General features: G+C 40.5%; 15 protein-coding genes, 1 tRNA gene and 1 pseudogene. 6 read left to right on the forward strand and 11 right to left on the reverse strand.

Annotated elements, in window-relative coordinates:
* Positions 1–8: 8 nt before the first annotated feature.
* The 4 genes from folE to B1201_RS01090 all read left to right on the forward strand — a co-directional run bounded on the left by folE (position 9) and on the right by B1201_RS01090 (position 2,353).
* Positions 9–557 (forward strand): GTP cyclohydrolase I FolE, encoded by a 549-nt coding sequence (gene folE, locus B1201_RS01075; protein ID WP_171263727.1) that lies wholly within the window; start codon positions 9–11, stop codon positions 555–557.
* Positions 558–677: 120 nt separating this feature from the next.
* The gene (locus B1201_RS01080) at positions 678–1,034 is read left to right on the forward strand and encodes a cupin domain-containing protein (protein ID WP_078191972.1); all 357 of its coding nucleotides are present in this window, start codon (positions 678–680) and stop codon (positions 1,032–1,034) included.
* A 249-nt stretch (positions 1,035–1,283) separates the two neighbouring features.
* Positions 1,284–1,733, forward strand: a complete 450-nt coding sequence (locus B1201_RS01085; RefSeq protein WP_078191973.1) for a hypothetical protein — start codon at positions 1,284–1,286, stop codon at positions 1,731–1,733.
* Positions 1,734–1,801: 68 nt separating this feature from the next.
* Positions 1,802–2,353, forward strand: a complete 552-nt coding sequence (locus tag B1201_RS01090; RefSeq protein ID WP_078191974.1) for a DUF4385 domain-containing protein — start codon at positions 1,802–1,804, stop codon at positions 2,351–2,353.
* Positions 2,354–2,361: 8 nt separating this feature from the next.
* On the opposite strand, the gene B1201_RS01095 is transcribed toward B1201_RS01090, so the two are convergent.
* The 5 genes from B1201_RS01095 to hemE all read right to left on the reverse strand — a co-directional run bounded on the left by B1201_RS01095 (position 2,362) and on the right by hemE (position 8,367).
* Positions 2,362–3,753: a diguanylate cyclase gene (locus B1201_RS01095; protein WP_078191975.1), complete on the reverse strand. Its 1,392-nt coding sequence runs from the start codon at positions 3,751–3,753 to the stop codon at positions 2,362–2,364.
* 106 nt (positions 3,754–3,859) lie between these two features.
* Positions 3,860–5,764, reverse strand: coding sequence for a DUF4105 domain-containing protein (locus B1201_RS01100; protein WP_078191976.1), 1,905 nt, complete (start codon positions 5,762–5,764; stop codon positions 3,860–3,862).
* Positions 5,765–5,843: 79 nt separating this feature from the next.
* Positions 5,844–6,314: a DUF3015 family protein gene (locus B1201_RS01105; RefSeq protein ID WP_078190276.1), complete on the reverse strand. Its 471-nt coding sequence runs from the start codon at positions 6,312–6,314 to the stop codon at positions 5,844–5,846.
* 150 nt (positions 6,315–6,464) lie between these two features.
* Positions 6,465–7,256: a DUF817 family protein gene (locus tag B1201_RS01110; RefSeq protein ID WP_228144747.1), complete on the reverse strand. Its 792-nt coding sequence runs from the start codon at positions 7,254–7,256 to the stop codon at positions 6,465–6,467.
* 40 nt (positions 7,257–7,296) lie between these two features.
* Positions 7,297–8,367, reverse strand: coding sequence for a uroporphyrinogen decarboxylase (gene hemE, locus B1201_RS01115; protein WP_078191978.1), 1,071 nt, complete (start codon positions 8,365–8,367; stop codon positions 7,297–7,299).
* A gap of 205 nt (positions 8,368–8,572) precedes the next feature.
* On the opposite strand from hemE, the gene B1201_RS01120 reads away from it, so the two are divergent.
* Complete coding sequence (locus B1201_RS01120) at positions 8,573–9,793, forward strand: L,D-transpeptidase family protein (RefSeq protein ID WP_078191979.1); 1,221 nt, start codon at positions 8,573–8,575, stop codon at positions 9,791–9,793.
* 191 nt (positions 9,794–9,984) lie between these two features.
* Positions 9,985–10,680, forward strand: coding sequence for a pirin family protein (locus B1201_RS01125; RefSeq protein ID WP_078191980.1), 696 nt, complete (start codon positions 9,985–9,987; stop codon positions 10,678–10,680).
* Positions 10,681–10,709: 29 nt separating this feature from the next.
* Here the strand turns inward: B1201_RS01125 and B1201_RS16890 are convergent, their stop codons facing one another.
* The 6 genes and pseudogenes from B1201_RS16890 to B1201_RS01150 form a co-directional block, all read right to left on the reverse strand.
* The gene (locus B1201_RS16890) at positions 10,710–10,847 is read right to left on the reverse strand and encodes a hypothetical protein (protein ID WP_171263716.1); all 138 of its coding nucleotides are present in this window, start codon (positions 10,845–10,847) and stop codon (positions 10,710–10,712) included.
* Between the two features lie 541 nt (positions 10,848–11,388).
* Positions 11,389–11,790: pseudogene (locus B1201_RS17095) on the reverse strand (guanosine-3',5'-bis(diphosphate) 3'-pyrophosphohydrolase); the annotation flags it as partial.
* A gap of 159 nt (positions 11,791–11,949) precedes the next feature.
* Positions 11,950–12,639, reverse strand: coding sequence for a GntR family transcriptional regulator (locus B1201_RS01135; protein WP_078191981.1), 690 nt, complete (start codon positions 12,637–12,639; stop codon positions 11,950–11,952).
* Positions 12,640–12,641: 2 nt separating this feature from the next.
* Complete coding sequence (gene uca, locus B1201_RS01140; RefSeq protein WP_078191982.1) at positions 12,642–16,241, reverse strand: urea carboxylase; 3,600 nt, start codon at positions 16,239–16,241, stop codon at positions 12,642–12,644.
* 19 nt (positions 16,242–16,260) lie between these two features.
* Positions 16,261–18,075: an allophanate hydrolase gene (gene atzF, locus B1201_RS01145; RefSeq protein ID WP_078191983.1), complete on the reverse strand. Its 1,815-nt coding sequence runs from the start codon at positions 18,073–18,075 to the stop codon at positions 16,261–16,263.
* Positions 18,076–18,531: 456 nt separating this feature from the next.
* Positions 18,532–18,607: transfer RNA gene (locus tag B1201_RS01150), tRNA-Arg, on the reverse strand.
* Between the last annotated feature and the right edge of the window lie 129 nt (positions 18,608–18,736).

Below are 18,736 nucleotides of genomic sequence, written 5' to 3' on the forward strand. Positions count from 1 at the left end.
TTATGTCTATGCAGCAATCCTACGCAAATATCCTAACTGCCGTTGGTGAAGATCTGAATCGCCCAGGTCTTAAAGATACGCCTATGCGTGCTGCTAAAGCTTTTTCATATCTTACTTCTGGTTATAGCCAGACACTTGAAGAAGTGACCAACAATGCGGTTTTCCCATCCGATAACCGTGAAATGGTCTTAGTTAAGAATATTGAATTCTATTCATTGTGTGAGCACCATTTATTGCCTTTTTATGGCCGTGTACATATTGCTTATCTCCCAGAAGGCAATGTTTTAGGTTTATCAAAATTCGCACGTATTACAGAAATGTTTGCCCGTCGCTTACAAATTCAGGAAAACCTTACTCAGCAGATTGCTGAAGCAGTGGCTGAAGTGACTGGTGCGCGTGGTGTTGCTGTGGTGATTGATTCAGCTCACATGTGCATGATGATGCGTGGTGTAGGTAAACAAGAGTCTACAACACGTACCGTTTCTTTTGTCGGTGACTTTAAAACCAATAAAGAAGAACGTCGTGAATTTTTAAGTGCAGTTCCAGAAAGCCATTAATAGAACATTCAGCGTTAGCACTCATAAAAAAAGCCTCAAACTCTTGAGGCTTTTTTTATGAGTGTTTTAATGTCGCAAATCGTTTGCTTTGATAGCAAAGCACTATTTTCAGGATGAATCATGTCAGATGTATATATTGCCGGTCAGGGTTTAGCGCAAGCCAAACACAGCATAGACTTCCCTCGCCCAGACCGTTTGGTTCAGGGCAATCCTAAACGTGAAACTGCAAGCCTGTATGTACACCCCAATATGGACTGCGGGATTTGGCAATGTGAAGTTGGCGCATGGAATATTGTCTTTGCACCGAACAAACAAGAGTTTTTTACTATCCTTGAAGGATTAGTACGTATTCATGATCAACAAGGCGGATATATCGAGGTTTCCGCTGGCCAAGCGGGCATTATTCCCCCATCGTTTCAGGGCAAGTTTGAAGTTGTCGAAGCCGTCAAAAAATACTATGTGGTTGTAGAAGTTTAATCGCCCAAAATATTTATTTTGAAAAAATATCTTTTAAAAATATTGTTTGTAACCGTGCTGTAAGACTTGTAACTCAAAACTACAGCATAAAATTAATATCAATTACTTAATGTATTTCTGTTCATAAATTAAACATTTCATAACATGATTTCACCCCCCATATTCAAGATTAGTCCGTACATTGAAAACAAGATGAATCCTTTAGATTCATTGCTATTTTCTTTTTTTTACTAACTAAGGGTGATCACTATGGTAGCCGCAAAAAAGACAACTGAAAAAGATGAGAAAAAGACAGCGAAAACTACGGCAAAAACTGCAAAAAAGAATGAGGATAAAGTAAAAAAATCAGCTAAAGCATCGAGTAAAGATTCAAACAAAGCAACAAAGAAAACTGCTGAAAAAAAATCTAAGGACAGCACTTCTAAAAAAGAAGCTGCAACTAAAGATGAAAAAGTAAAAGCTAAAAAATCTGCGTCAACTAAAAGTTCGCCGAAATCTAAAGCTGACAAAAAAGAGGCCCCTAAAAAAGCCAGCACATCAAAAACAAGCACTAAAGTTAAAGATGAAAAGCCAAAAGCTGAGAAGAAAGCAACAAAAAAATCTTCAACAGCAAAGAAAACGGATGCTAAGGCAAGCAAGTCTAAGGGAGAAAAAACCAAGACAACCAAAGCCAAATCCACCAGCAAAAAGACAAAATAAAAAGTAGCCCCATGGGGCTACTTTTTTAGCTTAAGCTTGAAATAGAGTAAGGTTGTAATGGAGTGAATATGAATAAGAAATCCATCCCCACACCTAAGCGTGTATCACGCGTTCATTCCAATAGTTTTGATTACAGTCTAGATTTTAAAAAGATAAATTTTCGCGAACACCCTGAACTTTATAGAATTGGACGTGGCGAACAAGGTGTATTACTCGTAGAGCCTTATAAATCTGAAATTTTGCCTTATTGGCGATTTGCTAATGAAGAAAAAGCCATCGAAAGTAGTACCAAAATTTGGCAACTTTTTGAAGAGTATTTAGACGTTGAAGATTTTGTCGGTGCAGATATGGCACGTAAATTTTTGCAGATGGGTTTTACACGTGCACGTCGCTATGCCAACCATAAAGGTGGTAAAAAATATGAGGGGCCAGTCCCTAATGATAAAAAAGGATTAAGTGGTGCACATGGACGCGAAGAGCTTCCAAGACAAAAAGAGGATCCCGTCAAAGCAGCTGCTGCACGAGTATTTAAACAAAAATGGGATGAAGCTAAAGTTCATCCCAAGTATGTAGAGCAAAAAGCAAAATTTTTAGATTTTCTACAAAGCAAAATTAAGTGAATATCCATTTAGGATGAAGATGATCTTGTTTGCTGATCAGTTTTAGCAACGTAAATACGGTTACGACCAGTATTCTTGGCAGCATAGAGTGCTATATCGGCAGCATCTAGTAAACGTTGATAGTCAGGATGACCATTATACTGCACACAACCAACGCTAACGGTTAAACTAAATTGCTGACCTTGTACTGTTCGGATCACTCCATTTTCAATATATTGGCGAATATTTTCTGCAACTTTCATCGCACGGTTTACATTGGTGTCCACCAAGAGTAACAAGAACTCTTCGCCACCAATACGGAATGCATAATCGCTACCTTGGCTGTAACGCTGCAAAGCTTCGGCAATAAATTTCAGTGCAAGATCACCTGCCGCATGACCAAACTTATCATTGATCATTTTAAAGTAATCCGCGTCAAAGGCTAGCAAAGACAAAGGCGTTTTATTTTGACGTGCAAAAGTAATTTCACGTGAAATAATAGTACTAAGATAACGACGGTTTAGGAGTTGCGTCAAAGAATCATTGCCTGACTCAATATATTCAGCCACCTGAAATAATTGATCGACTAAATGCTGAATTTCACGATTTAAGTCTCGAATCTGTTGAATCAAATGTTGCAGTTGATCTTTATCCGTTATTTGTGTGGTTTGCTGCGTTAGCTCATCCACTTGATAAATTCGATCAATAATTAATTGAACCTGATCTGAACCCGAAAAAGCATATGCCGCTTTATGAATAAACCACAATCCAAATTCTGATTTTGAAAGTAAGGAATGATAAAAACTGACATTTCCCGAAAAGATTTTAAACATCAATTCATTTTCCCAATTGAGCAATGAACCACGTTGTTTATCTTTATGCACTGCAACATCTTGCATCGCTGAAAATAAGCGATAATTATGCTTGGTTTCTTGCTTTTTTTCCGTATTGATCTCATAAGATCGGCACATAATTTCTGTGCTAAATCCGATAATTTGTACAATATAACTGCACATATGGAGAATATTTTGCGTATGGTTTAGCTCTAAAATTTCAAATATTTTACGTTCTATTTCACGTACACCACGCATAATCAACCATGACGGAATGCCGACACGCGCATGCACCATTCCAACTTTTTGCTGCCTTTTAACCGAAATTTCAAAATCATTATTTAGTGCAACATTAAATGTTTCTAATAACCATTTTCTTAAGGTGTCGATGAGCCTTTTTTGAATAATATCGTCTTTAAAAAATTCAGCTGACGCTGGTTCTCTCGACATTTGTTCATAAAAAACAGTAACTAAATGCTCAACATGCTTCTGGATAAATTGCAAAGCTGCAAGATGTTCATTTTCAGTATATTGATCACAAATATCTTTCCAAGTCTGACTTAGACCTGTAATACATTCTTGATTCATTCGGTGACACAAACCACAGCGATTACAAAGCTAGCAATCATACCTTGCTTTACTTACATAAAAAAACAAATTTATTTGATATTTCACATTTTATCTATCTTAAAAATTAATAGAAAAATACATAACTCAATTTCAATTTATTCCAATCTTGATCATCTTGTTGCTGGTATTCGTATCCTAGTCTTAAAGCATTTTGTTGGTTGACGATATATTGTAATTCAGCATCGAGTTTCAGATTCCATTGATGTGTATCTTCCCAATACGGAAGCTCTACCTGAATCAAACTATTGAATCTTTCTGACCAAATATTTTGGCAACCCAGTGTCGGCCCAAGGCCCACTCGCCATCCATCATCTAGAGACTTACCGCCCTGCACCTGCATTTGAGACTGCACATAACACAAATGCGTGCGTTCTTGATTGGCCCAGCTATATCCAGATTGCGCTTTTAATTCAGCTACGCCATGTTGTTTCGTTTCGCTAAATTGACCTGCATCTACAGACACTTGCTGCCAACCAAAATTAAAACCCCAGCTTAGCGGTGTTTTAAATGGCGTAATCGGATTGTAGGAGTTGACCGATAAAAAATCAAAATGATTGAGTTTAAGTTGGTCGTCTCGATATTGGATCGAGCCATCCCAAAACATCAACTGCGTACCAATCCGAAAGCCACCTTGCGGATCGACCAAATCATGATAAGCCTGACGATGACCGAGTTCGATGTATTTTTCACCTTGAACTTCGCCTACTGTAGCTGAAAAATTTCGCGCATGATGTCCATTGACTGGGTCTAGACTTGGCTGCTTAGGTTCAGTCCGTTGTTTTGGTTGCGAAGATTGACTACGTAAGGCCAAGATTTGACGTAATTTAGGCTGCGTTTCTTCCGCACTCACCTTTCTCCCAATCAGTAATAAATACAGATGGTCATACGCCATTTCTAATATTTTCGCTTGCTCTACTTCATTAAACTGAGAGAGTGCTGTAGACATGTTCTCAGGTTTAATTTCAGCGAGTTTATGCGCTTCGCGTGCTAAACGATATCCATGTTGCTGCGCTTGTGACAAAAGCTGCGTTTCTAATGCAGGACGATAAACCGCTGCTCGAATCAGTTGTTCATCATTGATCGCTTTGATCGTCTCAACGGGAATGGAAGCAACTTTAAATTTTTCGGTTAAATTCAGTGTCGGGCGAACCAAATCCATTAAGCCCAATAATCGATATGCACAGTTATCACTGGCGAAATAATAGGGAAAACTGACATTTTGCATTTCCCAAATATGTTTAACCAAATAACTGGTTTCTTGCTCGGTCAGTGCTAGCTCATATTCCCACAAATCACGACTTTCAAAATCGCCATATTCTTTCACCTTCCGGTAGTACGGCATCAAGGAATATTCGCCAGGATACTGCCCTGTTAAGCCTTTCCATGCATAAGACCAGTTATCTTCACCTGCAACTGTCGCTGCATAGTTAATGGCATAGGACACCAAATTTAGTTCTTTTTGATCTTTCGGATCGAGACGCAATAAGGTATGTCCAAACATAGAACTTGGATTACCCATAAAGTCTGTGGCGTAGATTAATGTCGCTTTATAAGGCTTAATTTTTCCAAACCATTCATCAAACTCAGGGCAGCTCACCACAGGTAACTGCTCTGAACGGATGGATAACTCTTGCATCAGCCACTGACTACGCGCAGGGAAACGACAACGAAAGGCTTGATTAGGTTCGGCGGTTTGAAATAGTGCAGCGACATCTGCCTCTAATTCGGCTTGGGCATTTTGACGGCCATTTTCAGCTAGAAAGTAACCTGAAAAAGCAACTTCACTTTGTCCTTTATGATCTGTATATAAAAGTCGTTGCCAACTGATGTGTTCAGACAGTTTTTTTGATTGTGCAAGTTCAATATATCGCTGTAACTCTACGGTTTTAGAGGGAGTAGAATCTACAACTTGCTGAGCATATATGATGCTCGGAATCATAAAAGTACAAAATAAAGCAATTGATTTCATTCAGTTATATTCAAATCCATTTTTATATATTTTAGATAATAAAAAACCCTGCCGAGAGACAGGGTTTTAAAAGCATCGATTAAACGTATGCTTTAAGTACTTCGTCTTTCGCCATTACGCTTTGTAATGAAGCAAGTACTTGTAAAGAAGACTGGTTTTCAGCTGAATAGATTTCAGCAAAATTTGCTTTAGACACAGCAAAGAAACGTGCTTTATCTGTTGATTGGATGTTTAAAAGCTCAGCCAAAACATTCAGGCTCTCACCTTGACCAACTGCCATATCACGAGCAAGTGATTCAGCATTTTCATTGGTAAATGTTACCGCTTGAGCAGTTACTGTACCTGTACCGCTACAACCTAAAGTACCAAAGGTAATACCAAGTAACTGGTTAGTAAAAATACCGTTGGTAGTCGCAGCTAAAATTTTAGGAATTTTACCTGATTGACCCGCCCAAACTTGAGAGCCAACACCACAACCTACGTCACGGTCAGCAAAAGCAGCTGTAGAACCTAGTGCAACGACTGCCACTAAAGCTAATTTTTTTAACATAGCACTTCTCCAGGGAATTTTATTCCATTGTTTTTAATTATTAAAACATGTGTAATTTTGATTACACACCTGTAGATTAACTTGATCTTTCAGATAAGGCAAAACATTTTCATCTAAAACTTTTGGCTAAAAATAATACGTTCTTTTTCACTATTTTTTGAGCAACCAATTACCATTTTCATCACGTTTTCCAAGAATTTTGAGCACTAAAACCAAACTGAGTAATAGCAACAAATACCAAGAACCGAGTTTCCCCCAACCGACCATATGCCATGCATCGACCTGACTTGGATATAACCAAATTTGATAGAAGGTACTGATATTTTCTGCGATCCAAATCAAGAATGCCAAAATCAACAGTACTGGTAACATCGGCAACTGAATCACATGATTTTGTAATTGAAAACTGAGCTTAGTTTTCCAAAAGATCACCACACTCCAAGCAAACAAAAACATACGAATATCTGGCACAAAAAATTTGGTCATAAAATTAAGATATGACAAAACGGCTAAGCACAGCATATTGCCAAAACGCGGTAAGTTACTGAACGACACCTGATATAAACGTAACGAACGTGCAAAGAAACTCCCCACCGCCGAATACATAAAACCTGCAAATAATGGCACAGTCAGCAGTTTAAAAACCGCAGGCTGCGGATATTGCCATGAGGCAATATGTGGATGAGTCAGAAATATTTCCATCCCCATAGCCAGCAGATGAAACAGTGCTATGACTTTAGCTTCCGCCCAAGATTCGAGTTTTAAGTAAAGTAAACACACTTGAATGATCAGTGCATAAAACAATAAATAATCATAACGGAAAAAGCCAAAATATTCCTGACTTCCCATTGCTGCAGTTAATGCAAAAGCGATCAGCAGTAATATCCCAAATAAGGCAGCCGAAGCTGCCTTATAAGAGAACTCAAAACATGATTTTATAATCTTGACCACGGTTGAATCCTAAACCAATTTCCCTAAAGCCTTATAAATACTTGGCACTATATTCGTGTACCGTATCAATAAAAGCTTTTGGATTGGCTGGATCTACCCACTGGGTAATACCATGACCTAAGTTCGCCACATAACCGGTTTTTTCACCGTTGGCATATGCGTCATCTAACATAGCACGCGTCGCTTTCGCGATTGCTTCAGGCGAACCATATAATGTTGCTGGGTCTAAGTTACCTTGCAAAGCTGCACGGCCTGCGACTGTTTGACGTGCTACATTTAATGGCGTAGTCCAATCTAAACCAAAAGCATCTGCACCCGTTGCAATCATTGGCTCTAACCATTGACCACCACCTTTGGTAAACAAAATCACAGGAACTTTGCGTCCATCTTTTTCACGCTGTAAACCTGCCACGATTTTTTGCATGTAGTTCAGTGAAAATTCAATGTATTCACGGTGTGCTAATGCCCCACCCCAACTATCAAAGATTTGTACGGCTTGGGCACCTGCATCAATCTGCGCATTGAGATATTCAGTCACCGCCACAGCCAAACGGTCTAATAAGGCATGCAGCACTTCAGGTTGTGCATACATCATTTGTTTTGTAAAACGGAAATCTTTGCTTGAACCGCCTTCCACCATATAGGTTGCCAGTGTCCAAGGACTGCCTGAGAAGCCAATCAAAGGAACTTGTCCGCCCAAAGCTGAACGAATTGTAGTCACGGCATTCATGACATAATCTAGGTCTGATTTGGCATTAAATTTAGGTAAATTCAGTACATCTTGTTCGGTACGTACGGTTTTATGAAACTTCGGACCTTCACCTGCTTCAAAATACAGTCCCAAACCCAACGCATCAGGTACAGTCAAAATGTCTGAAAATAAAATGGCTGCGTCTAAGTCATAACGACGCAAAGGTTGTAATGTAACTTCACAAGCAAATTCTGTATTTTTACAAAGGGATAGGAAATCACCTGCTTTGGCACGTGTTTCACGATACTCTGGTAAATAACGGCCAGCCTGACGCATCATCCAAACCGGAGTTGCATCTACCGGTTCACGTAATAAGGCACGCAAGAAACGATCATTTTTTAAGGTCGTCATTCACTTTCCCAACTTAATTCGATATTCGCATCATCATATCAAAAAGGTTGTAAATATAATAACTTCTCAAGCATTTAAAAACCGATCATGTTGAGTGCCAAAAATGATATTTACACAAAACAACTACTGCATCTCCACTTTTTTTCTGTAATACTTAGCCAGTTTTTAATACACAGTAAATGAATAATTCTTAAGGTTGAATTACATGTTCGTTCGCACCATGCTCGCACTGAGCCTAAGTTGCATATTTGCTGGTACAGCTATTGCCGCATCTACTGCTGAACAACCATTAACGCCAAAAAAAGTGACTAATGTTGCAGTTCAGGATCCCATTGATCCGTTAGCGACTGAAGCTTCATCTGCAACTAGCCAGATTAGCGCTCAAGAACAAGAAGATCTGAACCAAGCATCGCAAACTTTAGACAGCCTGCAACAATCAGAAGATGTCAAAGCCGACATCGGTGCTGCACCTGCTACAGCGACTGCTACAACTCCAACATCAACTTCGCCTGCTGCCAAAGTTGCTTGGGGTTTAAATGACCTAAATAATGCTCAGTGGTATGACAACATTGGTAAAGGTCAATTCCCTGTTTATGCACGTGCGCATGTCATGCTCAATAATGCACATGCTTCACCGGGTGCAATTGATGGTACCAGTGGTAAAAATACCTTAAAGGCGATCGCTTCATTCCAACAAATGAATGGGTTGAAACCTACAGGGACTTTAACTAAAGAAACTTGGGATGCGCTGATTGCGAAACAAGGTTCTAAACCTGCATTCATTGAATACACGTTGACTGATGCAGACTTGAAAGGTCCTTATGCAGCATCAATTCCACATGACTATGCATTACAAGCAAAAATGAAAGGCTTGTACTACACACGTGTGACTGAAATGTTGGGTGAAAAATTCCACATGGACGAAGACTTTTTGAAAAAGTTGAATCCAAAAGCGACATTTAAAAAAGCTGGGGAAAAAATCTTAGTTGCGAATATTCGTAACGAAGTTCCTGAAGATATTCACCTGATCGTTGCACATAAAGGCGCGAAACAACTTTACTTGTTTAATAGCCGCAACCAAATGATCGGTTCATTCCCGGCAACGATTGGTAGTTCAGATACGCCATCACCTACAGGTACATACAAAGTTACAGGTGTTGCACCAAATCCTTGGTACAGCTACTCGCCTTCTAACTTTGTTCAAGGCAACAACAGAAAACCATTGTCTTTACCACCTGGTCCAAATGGTCCTGTTGGTAATATCTGGATTGGCTTGAGCAAAAAATCATTCGGTATTCACGGTACACCGAACCCATCTGCTATCTCTAAAACTGCGTCACACGGTTGTATTCGTTTGACCAACTGGGATGCAAATGACTTAGGTAAGAAAGTGAAATCTGGTGTGACTGTTAAATTCTTAGAATAATTTTAGTCATATTTAAAAAAGCCTGCTTCTTGCAGGCTTTTTTATAGTTGCGCCTTTATGCATAACAAAAGACTCAATCTTGGTTGAGCGTTGCAAAAATAGGATGAATTGTCGCTATAAAACTATATATCCCGATTTAGTTCAATCTTAAAATAGGCATATGTTCAATAATTAAGATAAGGATGAATGCCATGAATGCTTTTTTACATCCAAGTGAAAACCGTGGTCACGTAAAAATGGGCTGGCTTGAGTCTAAACACAGCTTTTCTTTTGGTAACTGGTATGACCCTAAATATATGGGCATCAGTGCGCTTCGTGTAATTAATGATGACTTAATTGCAGCCCATGAAGGTTTTGGTCAACACCCACATGACAACATGGAAATTTTGACCTGTGTGTTAAAAGGCACCATTACGCATAAAGACAGCATGGGCAACCATGGTGGCATTTCTGCGGGTGAATGGCAGCTCATGAGCGCAGGTACAGGTGTGCGTCATAGCGAAATGAACCAAGGTGATGAAGATGTGCATTTACTACAAATTTGGATCGTTCCAAATGAACGTGATGCTGAACCGACCTATCAACAAATTAAATGTGATCCACGCGATCAACCCAATCAATGGCATTTAATTGTCGGTCCAAATGACAATGCAGCTATGCATATTCGCCAGCAAGCGGAAGTTAAATCTGCATTTTTGACGAAAGGTCAATCTTTAGATATCCATGCAACGCAGCATATCAACTATATCCATGTTATTTCAGGTTCAGTGCAAATTGCTGAACATAAAGTTGAAGCTGGTGGTGCAATTGCGTTCTTAGAAGATAGCCAAATTGAAGCGCTTGAAGATGCTCAAGTGATTTGGTTTGATTTACCCGAAGTAAAATAATTAAAAGCCCTCAAATGTGAGGGCTTTTTTTATGCAGCTTGGCTAAGGCGTTCACTGCGTTTATATAACCATATCAACACTAAAGACGGAATAATAAATCCAGCAGCCACCATGATGCCATGTAGGATTGAGGCATAAGGTTCAGCAAGCATGGCCACATGTTTCATTGGAGATGTCAATGGATGGAATCACTTTAAACATCTCGAAATTAAGCATTACGAGATGTTCTTAAATGACACTCAGCAACTAATTATCTAGATAAAATTCATCAATCAATGGTGACTTTATATTGTTGTATTGCCGATACAGTCTACAGTTTCTGTCTTAAGTTTCCACGCGATAAAAATGATTTTGCATAAAGACGCCAAACATAGAAGCAAATAATTGCCGATCTTGTTCTGCTTGAAAGATGCCCCCGAAATAGTCCCGATCTGTGGTTAAAATTAAATCTAAGAATGTTGCCTGCTTGGGAACGGCACCCTTTCTTTGGCAATATGCAAAATATGCGCTGACATCTTCAAATAAATTCCACCATTCCTGTGGACTTCCAATCTGAACGCCACCTAATGAATGCTCTAGATCAAACATCGCATTAAGCAGATATTGAAAATTTTGCTGTGAACTTTGAAATTGAAATCTCGGATAATCTGTTGTTAGATTTAATTCGATCAGATGTAAATGGATTCTCCGAGCACGCTCTAATCTACATTTAACTTTTAAATATTGTTGATAACGACGTTTATCTTTTACTGTGACCGAAGTTAAGCGAGACAAATCCATATTGTCGTGTAAATCACTGAGTTTCACTTCACACGCTATTGCATTTTTAGCAGTACGTTGCGCCGCTTGAAATCGGTTCTCACCTGCTGTTTTAGTCAGTGCCTGTATTGCGTCGATAATATGGGCTTGAAAACCCATAGCACGAAGCTCATCCGTCGTTGTCTCTGTATCTTCTAAAATGTCATGTAATACAGCGACGATTTTAGCGTCGGGATGTTGCACATTTTGCATCACACGAAGTGGATGCTGAATATAAGCTTGACCCGCTTTATCGACTTGTCCGAAATGGCGTTCAGTCGCCAAAGAAATCGCGTTTTCTAAAGTTGAAATAAAGAATCTCCCCTTCGTGGTTTTTTTTATTTTTCTCCATCATATTAACCAATGAATACATCTATTTATAGCTCTAAGCACGCCCCTAACGACACAGATTGACTCGTAAAATACATATCTACCGTGAATTATCGTGAGCTAGATCTTTTGCAAATACTTCTATGCCATTCGCGCCAACATTTCCAAAGTAATTTTTTTCACCTCTTCTTTACTTTGCTGAATATGGCTGCGCATTTTCTCCAATGCCGCTGTAACATTATGTCCAAGGATCAATTGTAAAATCTGTTGATGCTCTGCATAAGTGGCTTCAATTCGATAATCTTTAGAAAAATCTAAGCGACGAATAATACGGATTTTTTCACTCACATCCCGATGCACCTTTGCCATTTCACTATTAGCGATTGCTTCAAGCAATTGGCAGTGAAATGCTTCATCTTGCATCGATAAAGTTTTTAAATCATGCAAAAACTGCTCAGGCGGAATACACCACACATTTACTAAGTCCTGTAAAGCCTGTTTGAGTTGTTCTGGTTCTATTTTGCAGAGCTGCTCAATGGCATAGCACTCCAGCAAAATCCGTAAATCATACAATTCTTCGTAGGCTTTAAAATTGAGTGGCTTCACTTCCCAACCGCTACGAAAATGTACTCTTACATAGCCATCTTGCTGTAAACGGTATAAAGCCTGACGTACGGGTGTACGGCTCACTTCATACAACTCGGCAATTTCAGATTCGGTAAAACGTGCGCCCGGTTTGAGCTGAAAATCAAAAATATCGTTTTTTATTTTTTGGAAAACCAGCTCAGACAAATTGTCTGAGCTTTTCCCAACAATGGTGGTTGTGGTCATGTTTATTCCATATAAACCAGCGGCTCACCGCTATGTACCGTTTGTCCTGCACGGCAGATAATCGCTTTCACGATACCATCATCATCGGCATAGACTGGAAGCTCCATTTTCATTGCTTCAATAATGGCTACAGTCTCACCTTTCTTCACAGACTGTCCAGCTTCGACAAAAATTTTCCAAATGTTGCCGGTCATCGACGCATTCAAGGCTGCATACTGGCTATAGTCGGTATCATCTTGCAGGATTTCCATTTCCGCAGGTGCATCAAACTCATCTTTCCAACGTTCAACTTCAGTTGTAAATGCCTGTTGCTGCTGCGCTTTAAATTCTGCAATACTGTCCTTTTCTGTTACCAAAAAGGCTTGATAGGCTGCAAAATCAAATTCAGTTTCTTCAATTTTGATTTCCGCCACACCATTGGCAAAGTCAGCACGGAATTGATCCAGTTCAGCTTCGGTTACTTCATAATATTTAATTTGATCAAAGAAGCGTAAGAACCATTGCTGATCGCCAAACTGCTTGTTCTTTTTAAACTTATTCCAAATGGGCAATGTACGACCAATCAACTGATAACCGCCCGGTGAGTCCATGCCATAGATACACATGTACATACCGCCAATACCCACTGTGCCTTCTGCAGTAAAAGTACGTGCAGGGTTATATTTCGAGCTGAGCAAACGATGACGCGGATCAATTGGCACTGCACAAGGTGCAGTTAAATACACATCCCCCAAACCTAAAATCAGATAATTGGCATCAAAAATGATGTCTTTGACTTGCTCACGGCAGTCTAAGCCATTAATGCGCTGAATGAAATCGACGTTATTTGGCAACCAAGGCGCTTTAGCACAGACACTTTCTTGATAACGTTCTACAGCCCCTAAAGTTGCCGAGTCCTCAAATGCCATCGGCAAGTGAATAATACGGGATGGAATTTTGATTTGGCTCAAATCCCCCATCTCATTTTCGAGTCCTAATAAGAACTGGATTAAATTCGCTTGGCTGAAACGCAATCCATCATATTTAATTTGCAGTGAACGTACACCTGGTGAAAGCTCTAAAATGCCATCAATGGTCGCTTCACGAATGAGCTGCATCAGTCGATAAACACGTAAGCGTAATGCAAGGTCGAGAACGTTTTCGCCATATTCAAGCAAGATGTAACTGTCACCTGCCTGACGGTAGACTGCTTTCGGCGCATGTGCATCTGCTTCACGCACAGCCAATATCCCTTCAGGCTTACACTCAAAATTCGCCAACGCTGACTTTTCAGGCGCTTGGGCAAAGCTTTGGATATCGTCAATTTGCTGAACTTCCAAGGCATTGGCTTGCTCAACGCTCATCGGATAGAAACTAATGCTGTCATCTGCCTTAAGTTGACCAATTTTCCAAAGTTCAGCTTTGGCAATCGTCACTGGGCAAACAAAGCCACCGAGGCTTGGGCCATCTTTCGCCAAAATCACAGGGAAATCACCGGTGAAGTTAATCGCCCCAATGGCATATTCACAGTCATGCACATTGGATGGATGCAAACCTGCTTCACCACCATTTTCACGTGCCCAGCTTGGGGTTGGGCCTGTTAAGCGAATGCCTAAACGGTTTGAGTTAAAGTGTACATTCCATGTTGAAGCAAAAAATTCTTCAATATATTCAGGTTTAAAGAAATCTGGTGCACCATGCGGGCCATAGAGCACACCAATTTTCCATTCTTTGCCATAGCTTGGAATACGCTCTGCAGCTAAAGCTTGCGGTGCTGCTGTTGCAATTTCCAATCCATCTAAAGGCAAGCTTGGATTGACCATTTTAATCATGTCACCTGCACGCAGCACTCGCCCTGCATGACCGCCAAAATTACCCAATGCAAAGGTTGAGCGGCTGCCTAGATATTCAGGTACATTTAGCCCGTTACGGATCGCAAGATAAGTACGGCAACCCGACTCAACTTGTCCAAGTACTAATGTTTGCCCTGCTTTGATGCTGATCGGTTGCCAAAAATCGACATTCACACCATCTAGAGTCGCGCTACATGGCGCACCTGCAAGGGCTACAATGTTGTCTGCATGAAATTTTAGACTCGGCCCTTGTAAGGTAAACTCAAAGCCTGCTGCCGATTTTGGATTACCGACAATTTGATTGGCCAACTGAAATGCATAATCATCCATCGGGCCTGATGGCGGTACGCCGATATCCCAATAGCCCACACGCCCCGGATAGTCTTGAATCGAACTTTGCGTGCCCGATTGCAGCACTTCAATTACATTTGGCACATATTTAAAATCATCCAGCAGACGTGTCCAGATTTGCATATTTTCAAAGCGTGCATCTGAAACTACGGTATGTGCATAGTCTAAGTTGGTGCTGATGCCATTCAAGCGGGTTCCCGCCAAGGCTGTTTTTAGCTTAGCAATCGCACTGTCTCGGTCTGCTGCATGCACAATAATTTTGGCAATCATCGGGTCAAAATATTGTGAAATTTCAGTGCCTGTAGATACCCACGTATCCACACGAATATCTTCAGGGAAATACACATCCGTGAGTACACCCGGACTTGGCTGGAAGTTTTTCACTGGGTCTTCCGCATAAATTCGCACTTCAATGGCAGCGCCATTGGGCTGAATATTGCTGAGTTTTTCCCAGTCCAAAGCATCACCTGCTGCCACTTTGAGCATGCATTCAATCAGATCTAATCCTGTCACCATTTCAGTGACTGGATGTTCAACCTGCAAACGGGTATTCACTTCAAGGAAATACACTTCATCACGGGCAGCATCATAGATAAACTCAACTGTGCCTGCGCTGCGGTATTTCACCAATTGACCGAGCTCTACGGCAGCACGGTGCAATTTTTGACGGGTCGCTTCTGGTAAATGCGGTGCAGGTGTTTCCTCAACGACTTTTTGGTTACGGCGCTGCAAGGAACAGTCACGCTCACCAAAAGCAACGACTTGACCTAAACCATCACCAAAAATTTGTACTTCGACATGACGTGCTTTATCGACAAAACGTTCGAGAAACACGCCCGCATCTTTAAAGAACTGCTCTCCTAGACGCTTTACACTTTCATACGCATCTTTTAATGATTGTTCATCATCACAGCGGGTTAAACCAATACCGCCACCGCCAGCGGTGCTTTTCAACATGATTGGATAACCAATCTCTGCAGCAGATGTGAGTGCTTCATCCAAATTTACCAATAAACCTGTACCCGGTGTCATGGGCACATTGGCTGCCGCAGCCAATTCACGTGCACGATGCTTCAAACCAAACTCTAAAATTTGTTCAGCCGTTGGCCCCATAAAGACGATACCATTTTCCTCACATGCACGGGCAAAATCAGCACTCTCAGATAGAAAACCATAACCTGGAAATATTGCTTCAGCGCCAGTTTGTTTGGCTGCTTGAATCAATTTTTCAATACTTAAATAAGTCTCTGCAGGTTTGATGCCCTCAAGTGAAACCGCCACATCTGCATCTAAGACATGTTGTGCATAACGGTCTGTCTCTGAATACACAGCAACTGACTGAACACCGAGTTTCTTTAATGTACGAATCGCACGAACAGCAATTTCACCACGGTTTGCAATTAAAACTGTTTTAAACATGATTATTTCCCCGAATTTTTTAATTTGATTTTGCTGTTGTTGATTGCAGTGATTGGATATAGGCGCGCCAGCCGCCAAATTCACTGATATTTTTTGCACCGTTTAGGCCATAGGGTTCGCAAATAAAGCCTTTCACCCAACGTCCATCGGCAAGCTCAACATTGCCCATACCAAGTGGTGTTGGAATTTCTGCGACAAATTCACCGAAACGTGCTTTTGGAATATCCCAAAGCTCGACAATAATTTTTTGACCAGATTCCTGACGCGCTAAACCTGGTTTCGGAGGTACTGTGCCCGGCAGTGCATAGAGGGCGTAATCGGCAGAAGTGGTTGTGGTTTCAACATGCACGGCTTGGCGTGTTGTCAGTTGGAAATTGAGTGGCATGCCTGTGAGATGTGCGCCTACGACTGCAACTCGAAAATGTTGTGCGGATGGTGCAGACATGACTGAATTTGCTTCAGGCAATGTTTTAGCTACTGCACCGAGTGGTAATTTCAAATGCTTTTGCCATTTTTCGGCAAAATCTGCTAAAGCCGTATCGTGCCAAGCCGGTGCAATGAATGTGATTCCAAAAGGCAGCCCGTCGGCACGAAAGCCTGCAGGTACAGCGATGGCACTGAGGTCTGCTAAATTGGTAAAGTTGGTATAGGTGCCAAAGTGGCTATTATTTTCAATTGGCGATTCAGCCATTTCTGCCAGTGTGTGAATTGTTGGCGAACTTGGCACCACTAAGGCATCAAATTGCGCTAAGGTTTGCTGAATGTCTCGAGCCAATTCTTGCTTTAAATATTCGGCGTTATAAGCATCCACCGCAGTGTACTGCTGGCCTTTTTGAATGATTTCTAAAACCGTTGGGTCAAAGTCTTGCACCGATGTTTCTAATAAATCTGCAACTGCAGCAGTTCGCTCTGCTACCCATGACCCTTGGTAAAGTTGGCTCGCCAATTGATTAAAAGCACTGAAATCAATTTCAGTCAGTTCTGCACCTAAGTTTTTTAATTCAATTAATGCTTGCTGAAATGCAACAGCAGATTGAGCATCGCCAAAAAAATCTAATTGTTTTGGAATGGCTAAATTTAATTGTGCGCTGAACTTTGCAGGCGCTGTAGCAGGATTCACACGTGAATAACTGTCGGTTACATCAAAACCTTCCATAACCTCTGCCACTGCAGTTGCATCAACGACAGTTAAAGCAAAAATTGAAATGCAATCTAAGCTTTTACACGCAGGCAATAAGCCTGTATTTGAAAAGCGACCTTTGGTCGGCTTTAAGCCAACAATATTATTAAATGCTGCGGGTATACGCCCTGAGCCTGCTGTATCTGTACCGAGCGCAATCGGGACTAAACCGCGCGCCACCACACTGCCTGAACCTGAACTTGAACCACCGCTTACAAAGTCAGAGTTAAAAGTATTCGGCACTGCACCAAATGGCGAACGTGTACCGACCAATCCTGTGGCAAATTGATCTAAATTAGTTTTGCCTACAATAATCGCACCCGCTTGTTTTAAGCGTTGCACCACATAGGCATCTTCAGTTTTTATGTCCGTAAATAATTTAAACGCAGCCGTCGATGCAAAACCTGCCACATCTATATTGTCTTTAACTGCAATAGGCACACCAAATAAAGGTAAGGCCGAAGCATTTTCGATTTGTTTTAAAGCGTCAATCTGCGCAGTTAATTGTTCTATCGATGCAATGGAAATCCATGCTGAATCTGCATGGTCAAATTGCTCAACCAAGGCATATAATTCTTCCAATTGAATTGTGTTATTCGCGTAGCCCGCTTTCCATTCTGCTAAAGTCCAGCCTAAAGTTTTTATTGAGTTCATTGATGTGCTCATTCTTGTATCCAAGTTTGAATACTATGTTGCACACATCATGCCAACTCTAATTATTATTTATTTTTCAATATCTTAATATATTTTATCAATCATTTGCCTATTTTATTTAGCCAGTACAAAAGGATAAATGTTCTATTAAGTTTCCAAGCTCCACTATTTTGGTGCATGACTTTTAATATCGTGTTTTCAATAGATTCTTTTGATTTAGATGCAGATATAAATACAGTGAAATTACTATTGCCACTATTTATAAGCTTTCAATTTAGATGTTTTGTGTGACTTGGAATAAATAACCAGCGAAACATTTTAAATTTAATATTTTTGGAAACAGATACATCAATGATGACGAAAGCAATAATAGTCTTAGAGATTGATAGAAGTGAATAGAAATATAAAAAAAGCAGTCGATTTGCAAAATTTAGTTGGAGAATAAAAACTAAAAAATGGTGCGCTCAGCGGGACTCGAACCCACGCCACAGGCTTCGGAGACCTGTACTCTATCCAGTTGAGCTATGAGCGCTTATTTTGGATTGCGCACATCATAACAAAAAAAACTCTAAGGTAAAGCAACTATATAGATGTTAGGTATTTTTCTGCTTAAGCTTTATACAACGTTCTATTTTTAAAATGCAGAATTCCATACGATTTA

It is taken from the genome of Acinetobacter sp. ANC 5600, from assembly GCF_002018395.1.
GTDB lineage: Bacteria > Pseudomonadota > Gammaproteobacteria > Pseudomonadales > Moraxellaceae > Acinetobacter > Acinetobacter amyesii.